The sequence below is a fragment of the Paraburkholderia hospita genome (assembly GCF_002902965.1).
GTDB classification, from domain to species: domain Bacteria; phylum Pseudomonadota; class Gammaproteobacteria; order Burkholderiales; family Burkholderiaceae; genus Paraburkholderia; species Paraburkholderia hospita.
The window spans coordinates 710815-726311 of record NZ_CP026106.1 but is presented as its reverse complement, the minus strand read 5'-3'; the positions used below and the strand labels follow the sequence as shown (position 1 = coordinate 726311).

15 protein-coding genes are annotated in these 15497 nt (G+C 62.7%); 3 read left to right on the top strand and 12 right to left on the bottom strand.

Annotation, left to right across the window (positions count from 1 at the left end; all coding sequences use genetic code 11):
• Positions 1-9: 9 nt before the first annotated feature.
• The 12 genes from C2L64_RS21685 to C2L64_RS21630 all read right to left on the bottom strand — a co-directional run bounded on the left by C2L64_RS21685 (position 10) and on the right by C2L64_RS21630 (position 11677).
• Positions 10-708 carry a GltB/FmdC/FwdC-like GXGXG domain-containing protein gene (locus tag C2L64_RS21685; RefSeq protein ID WP_007585778.1) on the bottom strand — a complete coding sequence of 233 codons (699 nt, stop codon included), beginning with the start codon at positions 706-708 and terminating at the stop codon, positions 10-12.
• A complete protein-coding gene (locus C2L64_RS21680; protein WP_007585779.1) occupies positions 696-1604 on the bottom strand; it encodes a class II glutamine amidotransferase domain-containing protein in 909 nt (302 codons plus the stop codon). Before C2L64_RS21680 ends, C2L64_RS21685 begins: the two co-directional genes overlap by 13 nt.
• A 51-nt stretch (positions 1605-1655) precedes the next feature.
• Entirely contained in the window at positions 1656-2984 is a 1329-nt protein-coding gene (glnT, locus tag C2L64_RS21675) for a type III glutamate--ammonia ligase (protein ID WP_007585781.1), read from the bottom strand.
• 79 nt (positions 2985-3063) lie between these two features.
• On the bottom strand, positions 3064-3738 hold the full coding sequence (locus tag C2L64_RS21670) for a hypothetical protein (protein ID WP_007585785.1): 675 nt from the start codon (positions 3736-3738) through the stop codon (positions 3064-3066).
• Entirely contained in the window at positions 3735-6695 is a 2961-nt protein-coding gene (locus C2L64_RS21665; RefSeq protein WP_007585787.1) for a glycine cleavage T C-terminal barrel domain-containing protein, read from the bottom strand. The genes C2L64_RS21670 and C2L64_RS21665 overlap by 4 nt, the downstream gene beginning before the upstream one ends.
• Complete coding sequence (locus C2L64_RS21660; RefSeq protein ID WP_007585788.1) at positions 6696-6953, bottom strand: sarcosine oxidase subunit delta; 258 nt, start codon at positions 6951-6953, stop codon at positions 6696-6698. It lies immediately after the preceding gene.
• A gap of 14 nt (positions 6954-6967) precedes the next feature.
• Positions 6968-8155 carry an FAD-dependent oxidoreductase gene (locus C2L64_RS21655; protein WP_229514783.1) on the bottom strand — a complete coding sequence of 396 codons (1188 nt, stop codon included), beginning with the start codon at positions 8153-8155 and terminating at the stop codon, positions 6968-6970.
• Between the two features lie 123 nt (positions 8156-8278).
• Positions 8279-9151 carry a formyltetrahydrofolate deformylase gene (purU, locus tag C2L64_RS21650; RefSeq protein ID WP_007585790.1) on the bottom strand — a complete coding sequence of 291 codons (873 nt, stop codon included), beginning with the start codon at positions 9149-9151 and terminating at the stop codon, positions 8279-8281.
• A gap of 299 nt (positions 9152-9450) precedes the next feature.
• Entirely contained in the window at positions 9451-10095 is a 645-nt protein-coding gene (locus tag C2L64_RS21645) for a helix-turn-helix domain-containing protein (RefSeq protein WP_007585791.1), read from the bottom strand.
• Positions 10096-10205: 110 nt separating this feature from the next.
• Entirely contained in the window at positions 10206-10865 is a 660-nt protein-coding gene (narL, locus tag C2L64_RS21640) for a two-component system response regulator NarL (RefSeq protein WP_007585792.1), read from the bottom strand.
• An 83-nt stretch (positions 10866-10948) separates the two neighbouring features.
• Positions 10949-11194: a hypothetical protein gene (locus C2L64_RS21635; RefSeq protein ID WP_007585793.1), complete on the bottom strand. Its 246-nt coding sequence runs from the start codon at positions 11192-11194 to the stop codon at positions 10949-10951.
• Between the two features lie 54 nt (positions 11195-11248).
• Complete coding sequence (locus tag C2L64_RS21630) at positions 11249-11677, bottom strand: hypothetical protein (RefSeq protein ID WP_007585794.1); 429 nt, start codon at positions 11675-11677, stop codon at positions 11249-11251.
• Positions 11678-12828: 1151 nt separating this feature from the next.
• Here C2L64_RS21630 and C2L64_RS55875 point away from each other — a divergent pair.
• The 3 genes from C2L64_RS55875 (at position 12829) to C2L64_RS21610 (ending at position 15340) form a co-directional block, all read left to right on the top strand.
• Positions 12829-12951 (top strand): hypothetical protein, encoded by a 123-nt coding sequence (locus C2L64_RS55875; protein WP_256211434.1) that lies wholly within the window; start codon positions 12829-12831, stop codon positions 12949-12951.
• 117 nt (positions 12952-13068) lie between these two features.
• Positions 13069-13875: a 2OG-Fe(II) oxygenase gene (locus C2L64_RS21615; RefSeq protein WP_238554701.1), complete on the top strand. Its 807-nt coding sequence runs from the start codon at positions 13069-13071 to the stop codon at positions 13873-13875.
• Positions 13876-14125: 250 nt separating this feature from the next.
• Entirely contained in the window at positions 14126-15340 is a 1215-nt protein-coding gene (locus C2L64_RS21610; RefSeq protein WP_007585796.1) for a YeeE/YedE family protein, read from the top strand.
• The last annotated feature ends 157 nt before the right edge of the window (positions 15341-15497 follow it).

The window sequence follows — 15497 nt, the reverse complement described above, 5'->3', positions numbered from 1 at the left end:
GTCCCCGGTTCAATATTCCTGATTCGCGTCGGCATTCCAGTGATACAGCGAGCGGGCCGACGAGACGCGTCTGAATTCCTTGGGATCGAATTCCGCGAATGCGGGGCCCGCTGCGCGCAGCAGTTGCGCGACGGCTTCCACATCGGCAGGTTGCATCGGCTCTTCACGCGCGTCGGCACCCAGCGACTTGACCTTGCCGCGCACATAGATCACCGCCTCGTACAGCGAGTCGCCGAGCGCATCGCCGGCGTCGCCGCAGATCACGATCCGGCCCGCCTGGGCCATGAACGCGGAAAAGCTGCCAACCGATCCCTTCACGACGATGTCCGCGCCCTTCAGCGAGATTCCGCAGCGCAGGCCCGCGTCGCCCTCGATGACGAGCAGCCCGCCGTGCGCCGATGCGCCCGCCGCGTTCGAAGCGAAACCCTTCACGTGCACGCGGCCGCTCATCATGTTCTCGGCCACACCCGTGCTGGCGCTGCCCGAGATCGTCACTTTCGCTTCCTTGTTCATGCCGGCGGCGTAATAGCCTGCATGGCCGTCGATCTCGATTTCGATGGGAAGATCGAGCCCCACCGCAATGTTGTGCGCGCCATCGGGATTCGAGATCAGCACCCTGCGCGTTCCCGCTTTCGCGGCCTCGCGGTGCAGGAAGCCATTCACGTCCGTCACCGAGGCGGACGCCAGGTCGAAGTTCACACTGTCCATACGTACATCTCCTCGGGAGCCGGTTCAAAAACGCGGGCGTGCTTGATGTCGGGCAGATGCGCGAGCGAACGGAACTCGGAGGCAATCGCGACGAAATCGTCCGTCTCGGCGACCACAGCCGGCTTGCAGGCGAACGGATCGCGGATCAGCGCGAGTTTGTCGGGCGTGCCCATCAGAAACGTGAAGAAGCCGTCGAGCTGCTCGAAGCCCTTCTGCAACGCCGCTTCGAGATCGTCGCCTTCGCGCAGCCGGTATTCGAGGAAACGGCAGGCGGCTTCCGTGTCATTGTCGGTGTCGAAGCGAATGCCGTGCGGTTCGAGCATGCGTCTCACGCCGAATGGATTCGACAGCGAGCCGTTGTGCACCAGACAGAAATCCTCGCCCGCCGTGAAGGGATGCGCACGATCGGGCGTCACGGCGGATTCGGTCGCCATCCGCGTATGCCCCACCAGATGCGTGCCCGTCAGCCCGCTGAACGCGTAACGGTCCGCGACTTGGCCGGGCGTGCCCGTGTCCTTGTACAGATCGATCATGCGTCCCGTCGACAGCACGTGCAGCCCCGGGTGCGTTTCGCGGATCCAGTGCTTGACCGTTTCGGGATCAACGGCAACGGTCAATACGGCGTGGTTGTCCTTCACCTGCACCGATGCCTTGGCGCCGAGATGCGCGTTCAGTTCATGAACCAGCCCCTGCCAGTTGAAGTCGGCGCCCTCTTCTGTCAGGCCCGAGTAAAGGCTGATCTTGCGCACGCCGTCAGCGACAGGCTCCGTGAACACTGCAAGGCCCGCCGAGTCCGGGCCGCGCTCCGTCATACCCAACAACATGGGCACCATCAATTCGCCGAGCCGCTCGCGCAACTCGGGTTTCTTGACGAGTAGTCCGACAATTCCACACATCGTTATCTCCTCGCGCTTAAATTCAAGCGAAAAGCTGTTTAGGATTCTTGATCAGAAAAATTCGAGGTAGGTCTTCTGTTCCCAGTCCGACACATGGCGCATGTACTCGATCCACTCCATGTGCTTGAGACGGAGAAACTCGCCGCCCGCCGGCCCCAGCGCTTCGAGCATCACTTCGTCGCGCTCCAGCGCATGCAACGCGGCTTCGAGGTTCTGCGGCAAGATGCTGATGCCGTTCTCCTTGAGATCACGCTGCGACATCTCGTAGAGGTTGGCATTGCAGGGTTCGCCCGGGTCCAGACGGTTTTCGACGCCATCGAGCCCGGCCGCAATCACGGCGGCCGTCGCGAGATATGCGTTACACGCGGCATCGGGCAGGCGCAGTTCGATCCGGCCACCCGGAATGCGCACCATCGACGAGCGGTTGTTGTCGCCATAGCTCACATAGGCGGGCGCCCATGTCGCGCCTGTCAACGAACGGCCCACGACGAGACGCTTGTACGAATTCACCGTCGGCGCGCAGATCGCCGCGAGCGCCCCGGCATGCTTCAGAAGGCCCGCCGTCCAGTGGTAGGCGAGCTTCGAGAGGCCGAGGCCGCGCTCGTCGTGATCGTCGGCGAACAGGTTCTTCTTGCCGTCGGAAATCGACATGTGCATGTGCATGCCGTTGCCGGGCCGGTTCGCGAACGGCTTCGGCATGAACGAGCAGACGAGGCCCAGTTCGTTGGCGATTTCCGCCGCCGCCATCTTGAAGAAGACGTAGTGATCGCAGGACTTCAGACAGTCGGTGTACGTGTAGTTGATCTCGAACTGGCCGTTCGCGTCTTCGTGATCGATCTGATAGACGTCGATGCCCGCCTTGATCAGCGCATCCGTCAAACGCTCCAGGAATTCGCGCGAGCGGGAAAGACCCTTGTAGTCGTAGCACGGCTTCGGCAATGCATCGGTGTGGTCGCAGGGTGCGATCGTGCCGTCCGCCCCCTTGCGCAGCAGCGAGAACTCCGGCTCGAGCCCTGTGTTGAGAATCCAGCCGTGTTCTTCGAGGCGGCGAATCTGTTTTTTCAGCGTCACACGGCTTTCGAATGGCCACGGCTCGCGCTTCACATGTCCGTCGCAGACGACGCGCGCATAGCCCGGTTGCCAGGGCACGAGTTGCAGGGTATTGATGTCGCCGACGGCCATGAAGTCGGGCCCTTGCGGATCGATACCCAGGCCCCACACGGCAAAGCCCGCGAAGCCGGCTCCCGCCGTGAGAATGCTGTTCAGATGCGCCGCAGGCACGGATTTGGTCTTCGCGACTCCGTGGATATCGACGAACTGCGCGAGGATGTATTTCACCTCGTTTTCTGCGAGAAATTTTCGGGCGTCTTCGGGGGTCATCTGAATGTCCTTGAACGTGATAAATCCAGGTTTCTGAAAACGCCGGCCCGAGTGCGCGCCCGCGTCGACTACTTGCTCGCTACGGGGTTGCCGACTGGTCGATATCCGTGATCGCAGCGACCCCGACTGGCCCGCCGCCCAGTTCACCGGCGATGCCCGCCAGCGTCTCCCACAGATACAAGCCGTATGTGCCGTCGGCCCATACCCGGTAGTAAGGCTTGCCTGCCCGGGCGCCTGGCATGACGGTGACGGCGACACCCGCCATCGATGTCAGCACGACTGGCCGGGCAGCCAGATCGAGCGCGCCAAAATTGACATTGCAGGTTTGCAGCAGCAGTTCGTTCACGGCTTCGCCGCACAGCACGAGTGCCGCATCCTGATGAAGCACGGGGTACACGTGCACGGGCGTCTCGAGATGCGCCATCCTTGCCGAGCTACCTTGCGTCAGTCCGTCTTCGATCAGGTATTCGGAGACGCCGAGCCGCAACACGACGCCGCCACCTGCGAGGGGTGCCCAGCTGTTGGGCTGCGGCGGCACAGGGATGTCCTGCGCCTGCAGCCAGGCGGCTACGCCCTGCCCCTTGAAGCCGGTGCGAAACAGGAAGGAGACGTCGGCGATGCCAAGCGTCGCGGCACGGGTGCTGTCGGCGGCATCGACGCGCTCCTCGACGCGCATGTTCTCCCGCACGCTCCACTGCGCGTTGCCCGTCTTCCAGGCGTTGCATACGGGGCTCATCCGAAGTGGTGCGTTCATGCTGTCTCCTTCCTCGGCGTGGCAGCCTTTGTTGTTACGGCGTCTTTTTGACGCTCGCTCTCAGGGTCATAGAACGGTGTCGGCACCACCGTCGCGGGCACCATCCGGCCGCCGCTCGCGCGGAAACTGATGCGCGTGCCGGGCTCGGCCTGCTCGGGCCGCACGAACGCAAGACCAATCGTTTTTTGCAGCGTCGCGCTCCACGCGACGCTCGTCACGCGGCCCGCTATCTCGCCGCGTTCGATCACGAGATGACACTCGCGCAGGCCCGCGTCGCGCACGCCCGCATCGAGCGCGAAACCGACCAGACGCTGTTTGGCAGGCAGCTTGTCGATGATCTGCAGGCTGCGTTTGCCGACGAAGAACGGCTTGTCCATCTTCACGGCCCATTCCATGCCGGCGTCGCGCGGTGTCGTCAGCCCGTCGGTATCCTGGCTCACGATCACGTGTCCCTTTTCGAGCCGCAACAGACGCTGCGCTTCGACGCCGAACGGGCGAATGCCGTGTTCATGACCCGCTTCGAGCAGCGTGCACCACAGTGCCGCGCCGTACTCGGCGGGAATATGGATTTCGTATCCCCATTCGCCGACGAAACCCACGCGCATCAGACGCGCCGGCACACGGTTCTGACCGAGGGCGACGCCCGTCACGCGCACGCCGAGATACGGGAAGGCCGCCGGCGACAGATCGAGATCGACGAGCTTGCCGAGCACGGCACGCGATGCGGGCCCCGCGAGATTCACCGCTGCGAACGCGCCCGTCACGTTGACGATGCCGCAGTCGAGCCGCCAGATCGTGTTGAGCCGCGACAGCTCGCGATAGATGGCCGCCGCGCCCGACGTCGTGGTCGTGAAGTAGAAGTGGTCGTCGGCGAGACGCGCGATCACGCCATCGTCGATCACCACGCCGGACTCATCGCACATCACGGCGTAACGGGTCATGCCAGGCTTCAGGCCCGCGTACTTCGACACGTACACGCGTTCGAGAAACTCCGCGGCCTGTGGCCCCCGCACTTCGATCTTCCCGAGCGTGCCCACATCGATGATGCCCACGCCGTTGCGCACGGAGAGCGCCTCTTCCTCGATGCAGACCGCGCGCTCCTTGCCCGCGACCGCGTAGTACTCCGGGCGCTGCCAGACGCCCGCCGGCATCCACACTGCGCCGAGCAACTGGTGCTGCGCGTGCAGCGGCGTGCGCCGTTCCGGGTTGAAGCCGCGCCCGGCGAGATGCGACATCGGCACGGGATGGAAGAACGGCCGCGCCGTCGTCGTGCCGACCTCCTGGGGCTCCTTGCCCGTCAGCCGCGCGAGGATGCGCAGGCCGTTCATGTTCGAATGCTTGCCCTGGCTCGGCCCCATGCCGTTGGTCGAGAAGCGCTTCAACAGTTCGATGTTGTCGAAGCCTTCCTGCACCGCGTTTTCGAAGTCCTTCAGTTGCAGGTCCTCGTCGAAATCGACGAAGTTCTTGCCGGACGTATGGCCCACGATCGGCCAGGGATGCGATGGCGATTCCCGTTCCAGGAGACGCAGTTGCGCGGCTTCGCCTGCCTTGCCGTTGCCGCTATGCGCTGCCGCCTGCACGCCTGCGCGCGCGCCGTCGCGCAGCTTGCTGCCGAGCGTGTACACGCCGTTCACGCGGCCGCATGCGAACACACCGGCTGGCAATTGCTCCGGCACGAACTGCTGCACATCGTGATCGAAGTGCATCTTCGTGCCCGCCTGGTACAGCAGGTTCGCGGCAGGCGACCAGCCGACGCTCATCAGCAGCGTGTCGCATTCGATCAGACGGGTCGTTGCCGTCGAATAGCGAAGGCCGCTGTTCGTTGAAAACGCGCCGACACGCACGCCCGTCAGCCGTTCGCCCGATCGGTCCGGCACGGCCTCGACGACACAGCTCGAAGGCAATACATCGACGCCCTTCGCCCTGAGATCGCGCTCGAGGTCATCGCTTGCATGCGATGCGCGCAGATCCACCACGGCAACGACTTCGATACCGCGCGCCAGCATGTCGAGCGCCGCACGGTAGCCGTCGGCATTGGCGGCGAGCACGACGGCCCGCTTGCCGGGCGCAACGGCATAACGATAGGCAAGGCGCTGCGCCGCCGACGCCAGCATCACGCCCGGCAGGTCGTTGTTGCGAAACACGGCGGGTTGCTCGAACGCGCCACTCGCGACGATCACGGCTTTCGCGCGCATCTTCGTAATACACGTCGCGTTCACGAGCGGCACCCACAGGTCCGCGTAATAGGCTGCCGCGAGCGTGCCCGTCATCACGCGGATGCGCGGATGGCCGAGCACGGCGTTCTCCAGTTCACGGATGGTGTCGAAGCACTTCTCGTCGCCGCCCAGCTGATAACCACCGCTGCCGCCGATGCGCGCATTCTCATCGACGATCACGACGTCAGTGCCTTCCCCGGCCGCCGCGAGCGCCGCCGACAAACCGGATGGACCCGCGCCGATCACCAGCACGTCGCAAAAGCCATAACGCTTCGGTGTGCGGATATGCGGCGCGTCGAAATCGACCTTGCCGAGACCCGTCATCGTGCGGAACATGCGCTCCCAGCGCGGAAACCAGCGCTTGCTATAAAACGCCTTGTAGTAGAAGCCGACGGGCAGGAACGCCGCGAGCTTGCCGACGACGCGCGCACGATCGCCTTCCACGCCGCCGAAGGTATTCACCGAATACCAGTTGCCGCCCGGCGTCAACGCGGTCACATCGGCGCGCACGTTCAGCCGTGCGCCGTCCTGCAGCATCACATTGACATCGTGATTGGCGAGCGAAAGGACGCCACGCGGGCGGTGATACTTGAAGCTGCGGCCGAGCACACGCAGGCCCGAGTCCCACAGTGCGCTCGAGATCGTGTCGCCAATGAGGCCGCTGTATTGCTTGCCTTCATACGAGAAATCGATGCGTGTATCGCGCTCGATCCATTCGCCGCGGTGAGGAGTCAGACGCATTCAGGCCTCCTCGCCGGCAAGCCACGTGCGCAGCACGAGATCTTTCGCGGTGTCGCGCTCGGCAATGAACCATGTATTGCTCGGCGTATGGCACCACCACTCCTGCTTCACGCCCGGCGCGCCGTTGCGGCAAAACACATAGTCAGCCCATTGCGCATCGCTCGCCTGGGTCGGATCAGGCTCGTGACGAATCTCGCCCCAGTAGGCGAACTCCGACACCGGCCGCGCGCCATTTACCGGACAGGTCATGATTTTCATCGTCGTTCTCCAGCTTAGTGGCCAACGGATGCCGCGCCCTTTTCGCCCGTGAGCGAGAAGCGGCGGAACCTGTCGAGCGAGAAGCTCTCGATCAGCGGGTGGGTGGCGTCGTTCGCGACCGTGTGGGACATCGTCTTGCCGCACACAGGTGTGGCCTTGAAACCCCAGGTGCCCCAGCCCGAATCCAGATAGAAGCCTTCGACAGGCGTCTTGCCCATGATCGGCGCGAAGTCGGGTGTCATGTCGGCCATCCCCGCCCATTGGCGCATCACCTTGGCCTGCGACAGGAACGGGAACATCTCGAGCATGTGCGAGGTGAGTCCTTCGACGAAGTCGAGCGTCGAGCGTGTCGAATGCAGTTCGTAGGGATCGAGCGAAGCGCCCATCACGAGTTCGCCCCGCGCCGACTGGCTGATGTAGACGTGCAGGCTGCCCGAGACGAGAATCGGATCGAGCCAGGGCTTGAGCGGCTCGCTCACCATCGCCTGAAGCGGATGGATGTAGATGGGCGTGCGCAAGCCGACCATATCCGTCACGCGGGGCGTCGAACCTGCCACCGCGCACAGCACCTTGTTCGTCGAGATATAGCCGCGCGAGGTCTTCACGCCCTTGACCTTGCCGCCCACCACGTCGATGCCGAGCACCTCCGTCTGCTGATGGATTTCGACGCCGCGCTGGTCCGCGCCCCGCCCGTAGCCCCAGGCAACGGCATCGTGCCGCGCAACCGCGCCCGGTGCGTGATACAGCGCGCCCATGATGGGCGCGACGCCGCCGCACGAGATATCGATCATCGGCGCGGCCTTTTTCACCTCGTTCGGACCCACGACCTCGGAGTCCACCCCGTAGTGCTTGTTGACCTCTGCGCGCCAGCGCATCGTACGCATCGCCGAATCGGTATGGGCAAGCGTGTAGTGACCGCGCGTCGAATAGAACAGGTTCAGATCGAAGTCCTGCGACAGGTCCTGCCACAGCTTCACGGACTCGTCATAGAACTGCACGCCCTCGGGCGTCAGATAGTTCGAGCGGATGATCGTGGTGTTACGCCCGGTATTACCTCCTCCGATATACCCCTTCTCCAGCACGGCCACATTCGTGATGCCGTGCTCTTTCGCGAGATAGTAGGCCGACGCGAGACCGTGGCCCCCTGCGCCGATGATCACAACGTCATATGAACGACGCAAAGTGTCGTGTCTCGTGAACATCCTCGGTTCGGGATGTTTCTTTGAGAGAGCGAAGCGGACGAGACGCCATGGCATAAAACGCTCCTTTGGCCTGCCCCGCTGGGGGCGGCTTAACGACCTGTTCGATGGAAGACGGCTACGCGATTACCGCAGCACGATGGTCTTGTTGCCGTGGATCAGCACGCGATCCTCAAGGTGATAACGCAAGCCTCGCGCCAATACCGCTTTCTCGATATCGCGGCCCAGGCGCACGAGGTCATCCGGGCGGTCCGAGTGGCGTATGCGAATCACGTCCTGCTCGATGATCGGCCCTTGGTCGAGCTCTTCCGTCACGTAGTGGCAGGTCGCGCCCGTCAGCTTCACGCCGCGCCCGTAGGCCTGGTGATAAGGCTTCGCACCAACGAAGCTCGGCAGGAACGAATGGTGGATGTTGATGATTCGCCCCGGATAAGCCGCGCACAGTTTCGGAGAAAGAACCTGCATGTACCGCGCGAGCACCATCGTGTCGGCGCGCGCATCCTCGAACAGCCGTTGCACCTCGTCATACGCCTGCGCCTTGTTATCAGGCGTGACGGGCACGTGATGGAACGGGATGCCGTGCCATTCGACAAAGCTGCGCCATGTGTCGTGGTTCGAGATCACGCACGGAATCTCGATGTCGAGTTCGCCCGCTTTCCAGCGCGCGAGCAGGTCGTAGAGACAGTGTTCGAGCTTCGACACGAGTATCACGACCCGCTTCTTGACTGAGTTGTCAGAGATCTTCCAGTCCATCGCAAACTCTCTCGCGATGTGGGCGAAGCGATCCCGGAACCCGTTGATGCCGAAGGGCAGCGACTCCGCGACGATCTCGTGGCGCATGAAGAAGCGCTTCTCGATTTCGTCGGCATGATGGGTGGCCTCGATGATCCAGGCCCGATGCTCGGCAAGGAATGTGCTTACAGCAGACACAATCCCGATGCGATCGGGGCAGGACAGAGTCAGCGTGAAGCGGTGTGTATTGGAGGACATGTTGTGCATTGATTCGAAGAGGAACCATTGGTGACAACAGTAGCCAGCCGAAACTTGTGTGTCAATGGCAATAAACTTTTTTTCCTGTCAGGAAACACCCGTACACCTTCGGGAGTATCGCCAGGCGCGTATCACCTGATTGCCCAGGCGATGGCCGCGACTATCCCTGCACGTGTCTGCATGTCGACGGAAGTGACGGGGGAGGCAACGTCTTTCGAGGACGGTTGCGAGGCGGGGAATCGATAGCGCAATCGGCGCGCATGGATGCGCGCGCAGCTATCGCAGGGTTAGCCAGCTCAGACGGGCGTTCAGGTATCCAGGTCCGGCGACTGGCCGTACATGATCACGGTGATGAAGCGGATCGGCAGCTTGATCAGACGCTCGGGGCCATGCGCGACGGAGCCACGAAAGGTCAGCGCGTCGCCGGGCTGCAGCAGATAGCTGCGATTGCCATGGCGATACTCCATCTTGCCTTGCAGCATGTAGATGAACTCTGTGCCGGGATGCTCGAAGGTCGGGAACACCTCGGCTTCATCGTCCATGGTGATGAGAAACGGCTCGAACAGCTTGACGGGCCCCTGGTCATAGGCCAGCAAATGGTATGTATGTCCCTTCGTGGTGCCGCGCCGCACGACCTCCATGCCCTTGCCGGATTTGACATGCTGCGCATTGCCCTCGCGATGCTCGAAGTTCTTGAACATCGCGGAAATCGAAATGCCCAGTGCGCGCGCAATGCTCACGATCGAATCGAGGCTGGTCGACACCTGCCCGTTCTCGATCTTCGACACCATGCTTCGCGACAGGCCGCTTTGCTCTGCCAGGTCGGCAATCGTCAGCCCCTGATTCGTACGGTGTTCTTTGACGACCTTGCCCAGGAATGACTCAATCGACCTTCCATCGCCCGACTCGTCCACGGGACCGCTGGGCAGTTCGTCGTTTATCTCGCTCTTCATCGCTCGGCTCTACACTTGACTATCGACTATCGGCAACGGGATTCGCGGCATGACTCCGCCGCGAGGGTTCCGCAGTGCGAATAGTATCAGTGGCTGGCGAGGAAGAGGACTCACGCCCGCGGCGGATTGCGGCGCGCGTGGCGCTCGTGATGCCACACGACGGCTTCGACTCTGGAATGAAGGTCGAGTTTGTGCAGCAGATGTTTGACGTGCACCTTGACAGTCCCGACGCTGATATCGAGCTTTCGGGCGATCTCCTTGTTGCATAGCCCTTCCACCAGATAGTCCAGTACCTCCTGCTCACGCCCGGAAAGGCCCGACTCGTTGGCGGGGAGAGACTGCCCGGCGGACAGTGCATGAAACAGCTTGCCCGTGATCGCCTCGCTGAGCACGGCCGTTCCCTGCAGCGCCTTCTGCAAATTGATGCACAGTTCTTCCGGCTCCATGTCCTTGAGCAGATAGCCGCTTGCGCCGGCGCGTAGTGCGGCCACCACATCGCGTTCGTTGTCCGACACCGTCAGCATCAGAAAGCGTGCGTCGACGTTGTGCTGTTTCATCATCTCGAGCGTCTCGATACCGCTCATTTCCGGCATGTTGAGGTCGATCAGAACGACGTCGGGTTTGAGCCGAACCGCGAGGTCGACACCCACCCGTCCCGACGACGCTTCGCCGACGACGCGAAACGCCGGGTTCATCTGGATCAATTGCGCGACGCCCTTGCGGAACAGCGCGTGATCGTCGATCAGCAGTACGGTGTTGACAGGCTCCACGTCCTATTCCTCATACCTGGATCGGCCTGAAGGCGGCTGGCCGACAGTTTCATCATAGGTCAAGCACGGCGGCGCTGCGCGCGTCATGCTGCTTTCTGGAAGGCCATTGCCGGGCCCTCGCGGCGAGGCGGAAATACGCGCCACGCGCCATCGGCATGCCGAAAGAACATGATGGCCACCAGGCACGCCGGCCGCGCCACTTCGACACAGACGTAGCGCCTGTTGCTATCTCGCGTGCGGCTGAACCGGGTCACTCGAAAGGGCGTTGCCGGAGTCGGCGCCAGCCATTTCTCGACGAGTTCGCGTAAAGACTGTTGCTGCATGTTCATGATCGTCACCTCACTCGCCCGTACATGATTTCCGTGTTCCGCCAGCTCTGGCAATCAGGCCGCCGCCTTGACCAGTTCGGCCGACAGACCAAACTGTCGGGCGATCGACTGAAGCCGCTCACGCCATTCCCATTTGCCGAACACGTCATGCACGTTCTGCAAAGTGCTGAGCAACTCGATCGTCACGGGATCGTAGACATTGACATGGGCACGAAGCAGCGCCCTTCTCAATGCCGCGATGCCGACATCCATATAAGGGGGTATCGCGTCCGATGACGCTTTGCCGATATAGCGGACGGGCACGCCTTCCATTGCGGTCATGTAGTCGCGTGGCTTGATGAAGCTGCCAACGGGACACCCGCCGCAATAGCCGCGATAAGCACCGCCCCCATGTGGCAGCAGCGCAGCGCGGCCCTGGCCGAAAAGATGGTCGACAGCGCGGTCGAATATCTGCTGGTGGGTCAGGAAATTCCGGCTTTCCATGATGCGGCTCCGCTGCAAGGTTTTGACGATTCGTGTCTCTAGTATGGTCCGTCAACTGCGCCTTGCAATCTGCCAGAGGGGGCTCCCTCTCTGTGGGTATTGGGAGCCATCACGGTGGCAAGCAAGCGCATTCGCGCGATCCTCCCAGGTCGCGCCAGACGTGAAAAACCCGTGTCGGGTGCCATGCAGGTCTGCCTTTAGCGGGACATATTCCGGGCGACTTTTGTTGAGACCGGATGTCATGGCGAGACCTCCCATGTTTTCTGTTGACGAACGTTGATTGATAGTGCGGCGCCGACGTCGAGCGGCGCAGCGCTACCGGGAAGGTCGCGGCCGAAAACAGGATCGCCGGGAGGCGCGGCACTATCAATGCCCCGCGCGAGGTGTAGCGACGGTTGAGTACTACCTACAGAGTGGTATATCCCCGAGAGGGATTGCCGCGCTTTTGCGTGAAACCGATACTGTCCGCCGACTGGATGCATATCCTGAGTTGGCCACGAATTGCCGTGACCGCCGTCTCACGCGTCCTCGATCACAGCACCGTTCCCAATGAAACGATCTGACACGAGAACTTTAGTCGAGGATGTCGGGAAGAAGCGCGACGCAATGGCGGCGCTGGCGCTATATGACCATAGCATTCAATGCGGGCACAAAAGAATTGCGCTGCTTCGGTACCTGGATGCCAAAGACCTGGCGGCACCACTGACGAGACAGCACCACGCTTATGCACAGACTATTGCCAGTTCGCTAAGCGTCGGTGACATGGAATCCATTGCAAAGCAGGCCATTGAACGGAGCCGGCAACGGTGGTCCGCAGGGGCGAAAAAGAAATGCGCGTGCAGAGAACATAGGCGTACCTGAAACTGGCCCGGTGTCATTGGGCATCGACGGACACCCATCTGTTCATCCCGTCACGATGAACTGCGCAACGCTGGCGGCTTCATGGGAAACCAAGGGTCATCGTCATCTGCCGTTGGAGATGGGCTGTCTCCGCAACGGTCGGTCAGGGTGGCGATGTTTGCGGCCTCGACTTCGTTCAGGAAGTCGGGGCCATTTTTTTGCTTTGCTTGCTGCCGCCCGCCAGTGACTGGTCGATGCCACCGCCCGTGCGACACCAGGAAACCCAGAGCTTCGTCAAGGAAGGTATCCCCATGCAGGTAGTCCCCGTTCTCGATCTGTTCGACGACCAGGCGGCGAATCGCCTGGGTTTCGCGTGTATGGAACGGAGCCGGACGCGCTGCGCATCGACGGCGTGTTTCATGACGACGATCTGATGGTGCGGTTCATCTGAACTCGCAGCGAATGAGAGAGCAAGTCCCGGGGTGTGCGAACGCCGCCGCTTGCGTAGAGTGGGTGGCATCGAAAAGACCGAAGCCGATACGGAGCCGCTCATGCAAGATTTCGCATTCGACGCTCAAGCCACGCTGTTCAGCGGCGATGAACCACTGCGCAAAGGCCAGCGTGGGCCAGCGCCCGCGATCGCTACGCCTCAGTCGATCGAACGACGCGTCGATGCGATCGACTGGACGCATGCTTCAGTCGAACTGGACGCGCAAGGCTGCGCAACGCTCGAAGGCCTGCTGAGCGCCGAAGCGTGCGACGCCCTAAGCGCGCTCTATCCGCGCGACGACCTGTATCGCAGCCGCGTCGTGATGGCGCGGCATGGCTTCGGGCGCGGCGAGTACAAGTACTTCGACTACCCGCTGCCCGACGTGATCGGCGCGTTGCGCGCAGCCGTCTATCCGCATCTCGCGCCTCTTGCGAATGCCTGGAACGAAGCCATGCGCATCGACGTCCGGTTTCCGCCGACGCACGCCGCCTTCCTGCGCCGCTGTCATCAGGCCGGGCAATCGCGTCCGACGCCGCTGATCCTTCAATACGCGGCTGGCGATTACAACTGCCTGCATCAGGACCTGTATGGCGAGCACGTTTTTCCTTTGCAGCTCGCGATCCTGCTGTCCGAACCAGGCAAGGATTTCACGGGCGGTGAGTTCGTACTGACGGAGCAGCGTCCACGCATGCAGTCGCGCGCGGAAGTCGTGCCGCTGCATAAGGGCGATGCGGTGATCTTCGCGGTGCATCATCGGCCCGCGCAGGGCGCGCGCGGCGCGTATCGCGTGAACATGCGGCATGGCGTGAGCCGGTTGCGCTCGGGGCATCGGCATACGCTTGGGGTGATTTTTCACGACGCAAAATAGGTCTTACGACTCCGCGACACGCATCGAGCGCACCACGAACCGCCCCGACACGTGGCCAGCAAGCGCGCCACGCCCGGCATCATCCGTCACAACGTGCTATGTTGTTTGACAGGCTTCCGGTTGCAAATCTGCACCCGAAACCGCATACCTCAACCATCCGATCGCGGACACGCCCGCACGGCACGCTCCGTCGCCGTGCTCACGCGCGCCGCGCCATCTACCCGCTCCACACGCTCGCACAACGTTCGTCATGTCCGATCTCGCTACACCGCTTCCGCGCCGCTTCGACATCAATCCGAAGCCGCTCACCTTCTCGCTCCTTCTGATCGCACTCGGCGCGGTTTATCTCGCGCAAACCGTCAGCGGCCGGCAGGCGGCGCTCTACGTGGTCGGCGCGCTGCTCGGCATGTCGCTGTATCACGCGGCGTTCGGCTTCACGTCCGCGTGGCGCGTGTTCATCGCCGATGGCCGCGGCGCCGGCCTGCGCGCGCAAATGCTAATGCTCGGCATCGGCGTGTTGCTGTTCTTTCCGGCGCTGTCAGCAGGCTCGCTGTTCGGCCATCCCGTCGCGGGGCTGGTGTCACCCGCGGGCACGTCGGTGATCGTCGGCGCGTTCATGTTCGGGATCGGCATGCAGCTCGGCGGCGGCTGCGCGTCGGGCACGCTGTACACGGTCGGCGGCGGCAGCACGCGGATGCTGGTGACGCTCGCGGCGTTTATCGTGGGCTCGGTGATCGCCACCGCGCATATGCCGTTCTGGACCGCGCTGCCGTCGCTTAAACCGGTTTCGCTTGTTACAACTCTGGGCGCCGGCTGGGCGATCGCGGTCAATCTTGCCGTGTTCGCGGCGATTGCCGCGCTGACGGTCGTGATCGAAAAGCGCCGTCACGGGCGCCTCGTCGACGACGCCCCGCGCGCCGCTAACGCGTCGCCGTGGCTGCACGGACCGTGGCCGCTGTTCGCCGGCGCAGTCGCGCTCGCGCTGCTCAACTTCGCGACGCTCGCACTGTCGGGCCGTCCGTGGGGCGTAACTTCGGCCTTTGCGCTGTGGGGGGCGAAACTCTTCTCGCTGGCGGGCATCGACGTCGCCAGTTGGCCTTACTGGAGTTCTCACACGAATGCCACCGCCCTGACATCGTCCGTTACACGCGATGTCACCAGCGTAATGGATGCGGGCATCGTGCTCGGCGCGATGGCTGCGGCCGCTTTAGCGGGCCGCTACGCGCCTTTATGGCGCGTGCCCATGCGATCCCTCGTCGCGGCTGTCGTGGGCGGCCTGATGCTCGGCTACGGCGCCCGGCTGGCCTATGGTTGTAACATCGGCGCGTATTTCAGCGGCATCGTGTCAGGCAGCCTGCATGGCTGGCTGTGGCTCGTCGCAGCGTTCGCCGGCAATGTCATCGGCACGCGGCTGCGCCCCCTTTTCGGACTGGAAGTCGAACGTATCCGCCAAACCGGCTGCTGACCCGTTACAAACTCCGGCTGAGTCTGTAACAACTGCGGCCGCACTCGTTACACTTTCTTCCCTGTTTGTAACTCCTTTTCGTTACATCTCGGGTTATCCCTCATCCGCTAACCGGCAGCGTATTTTTTACCTGCCGGTTTTTTGTTTTCTTTCTCCC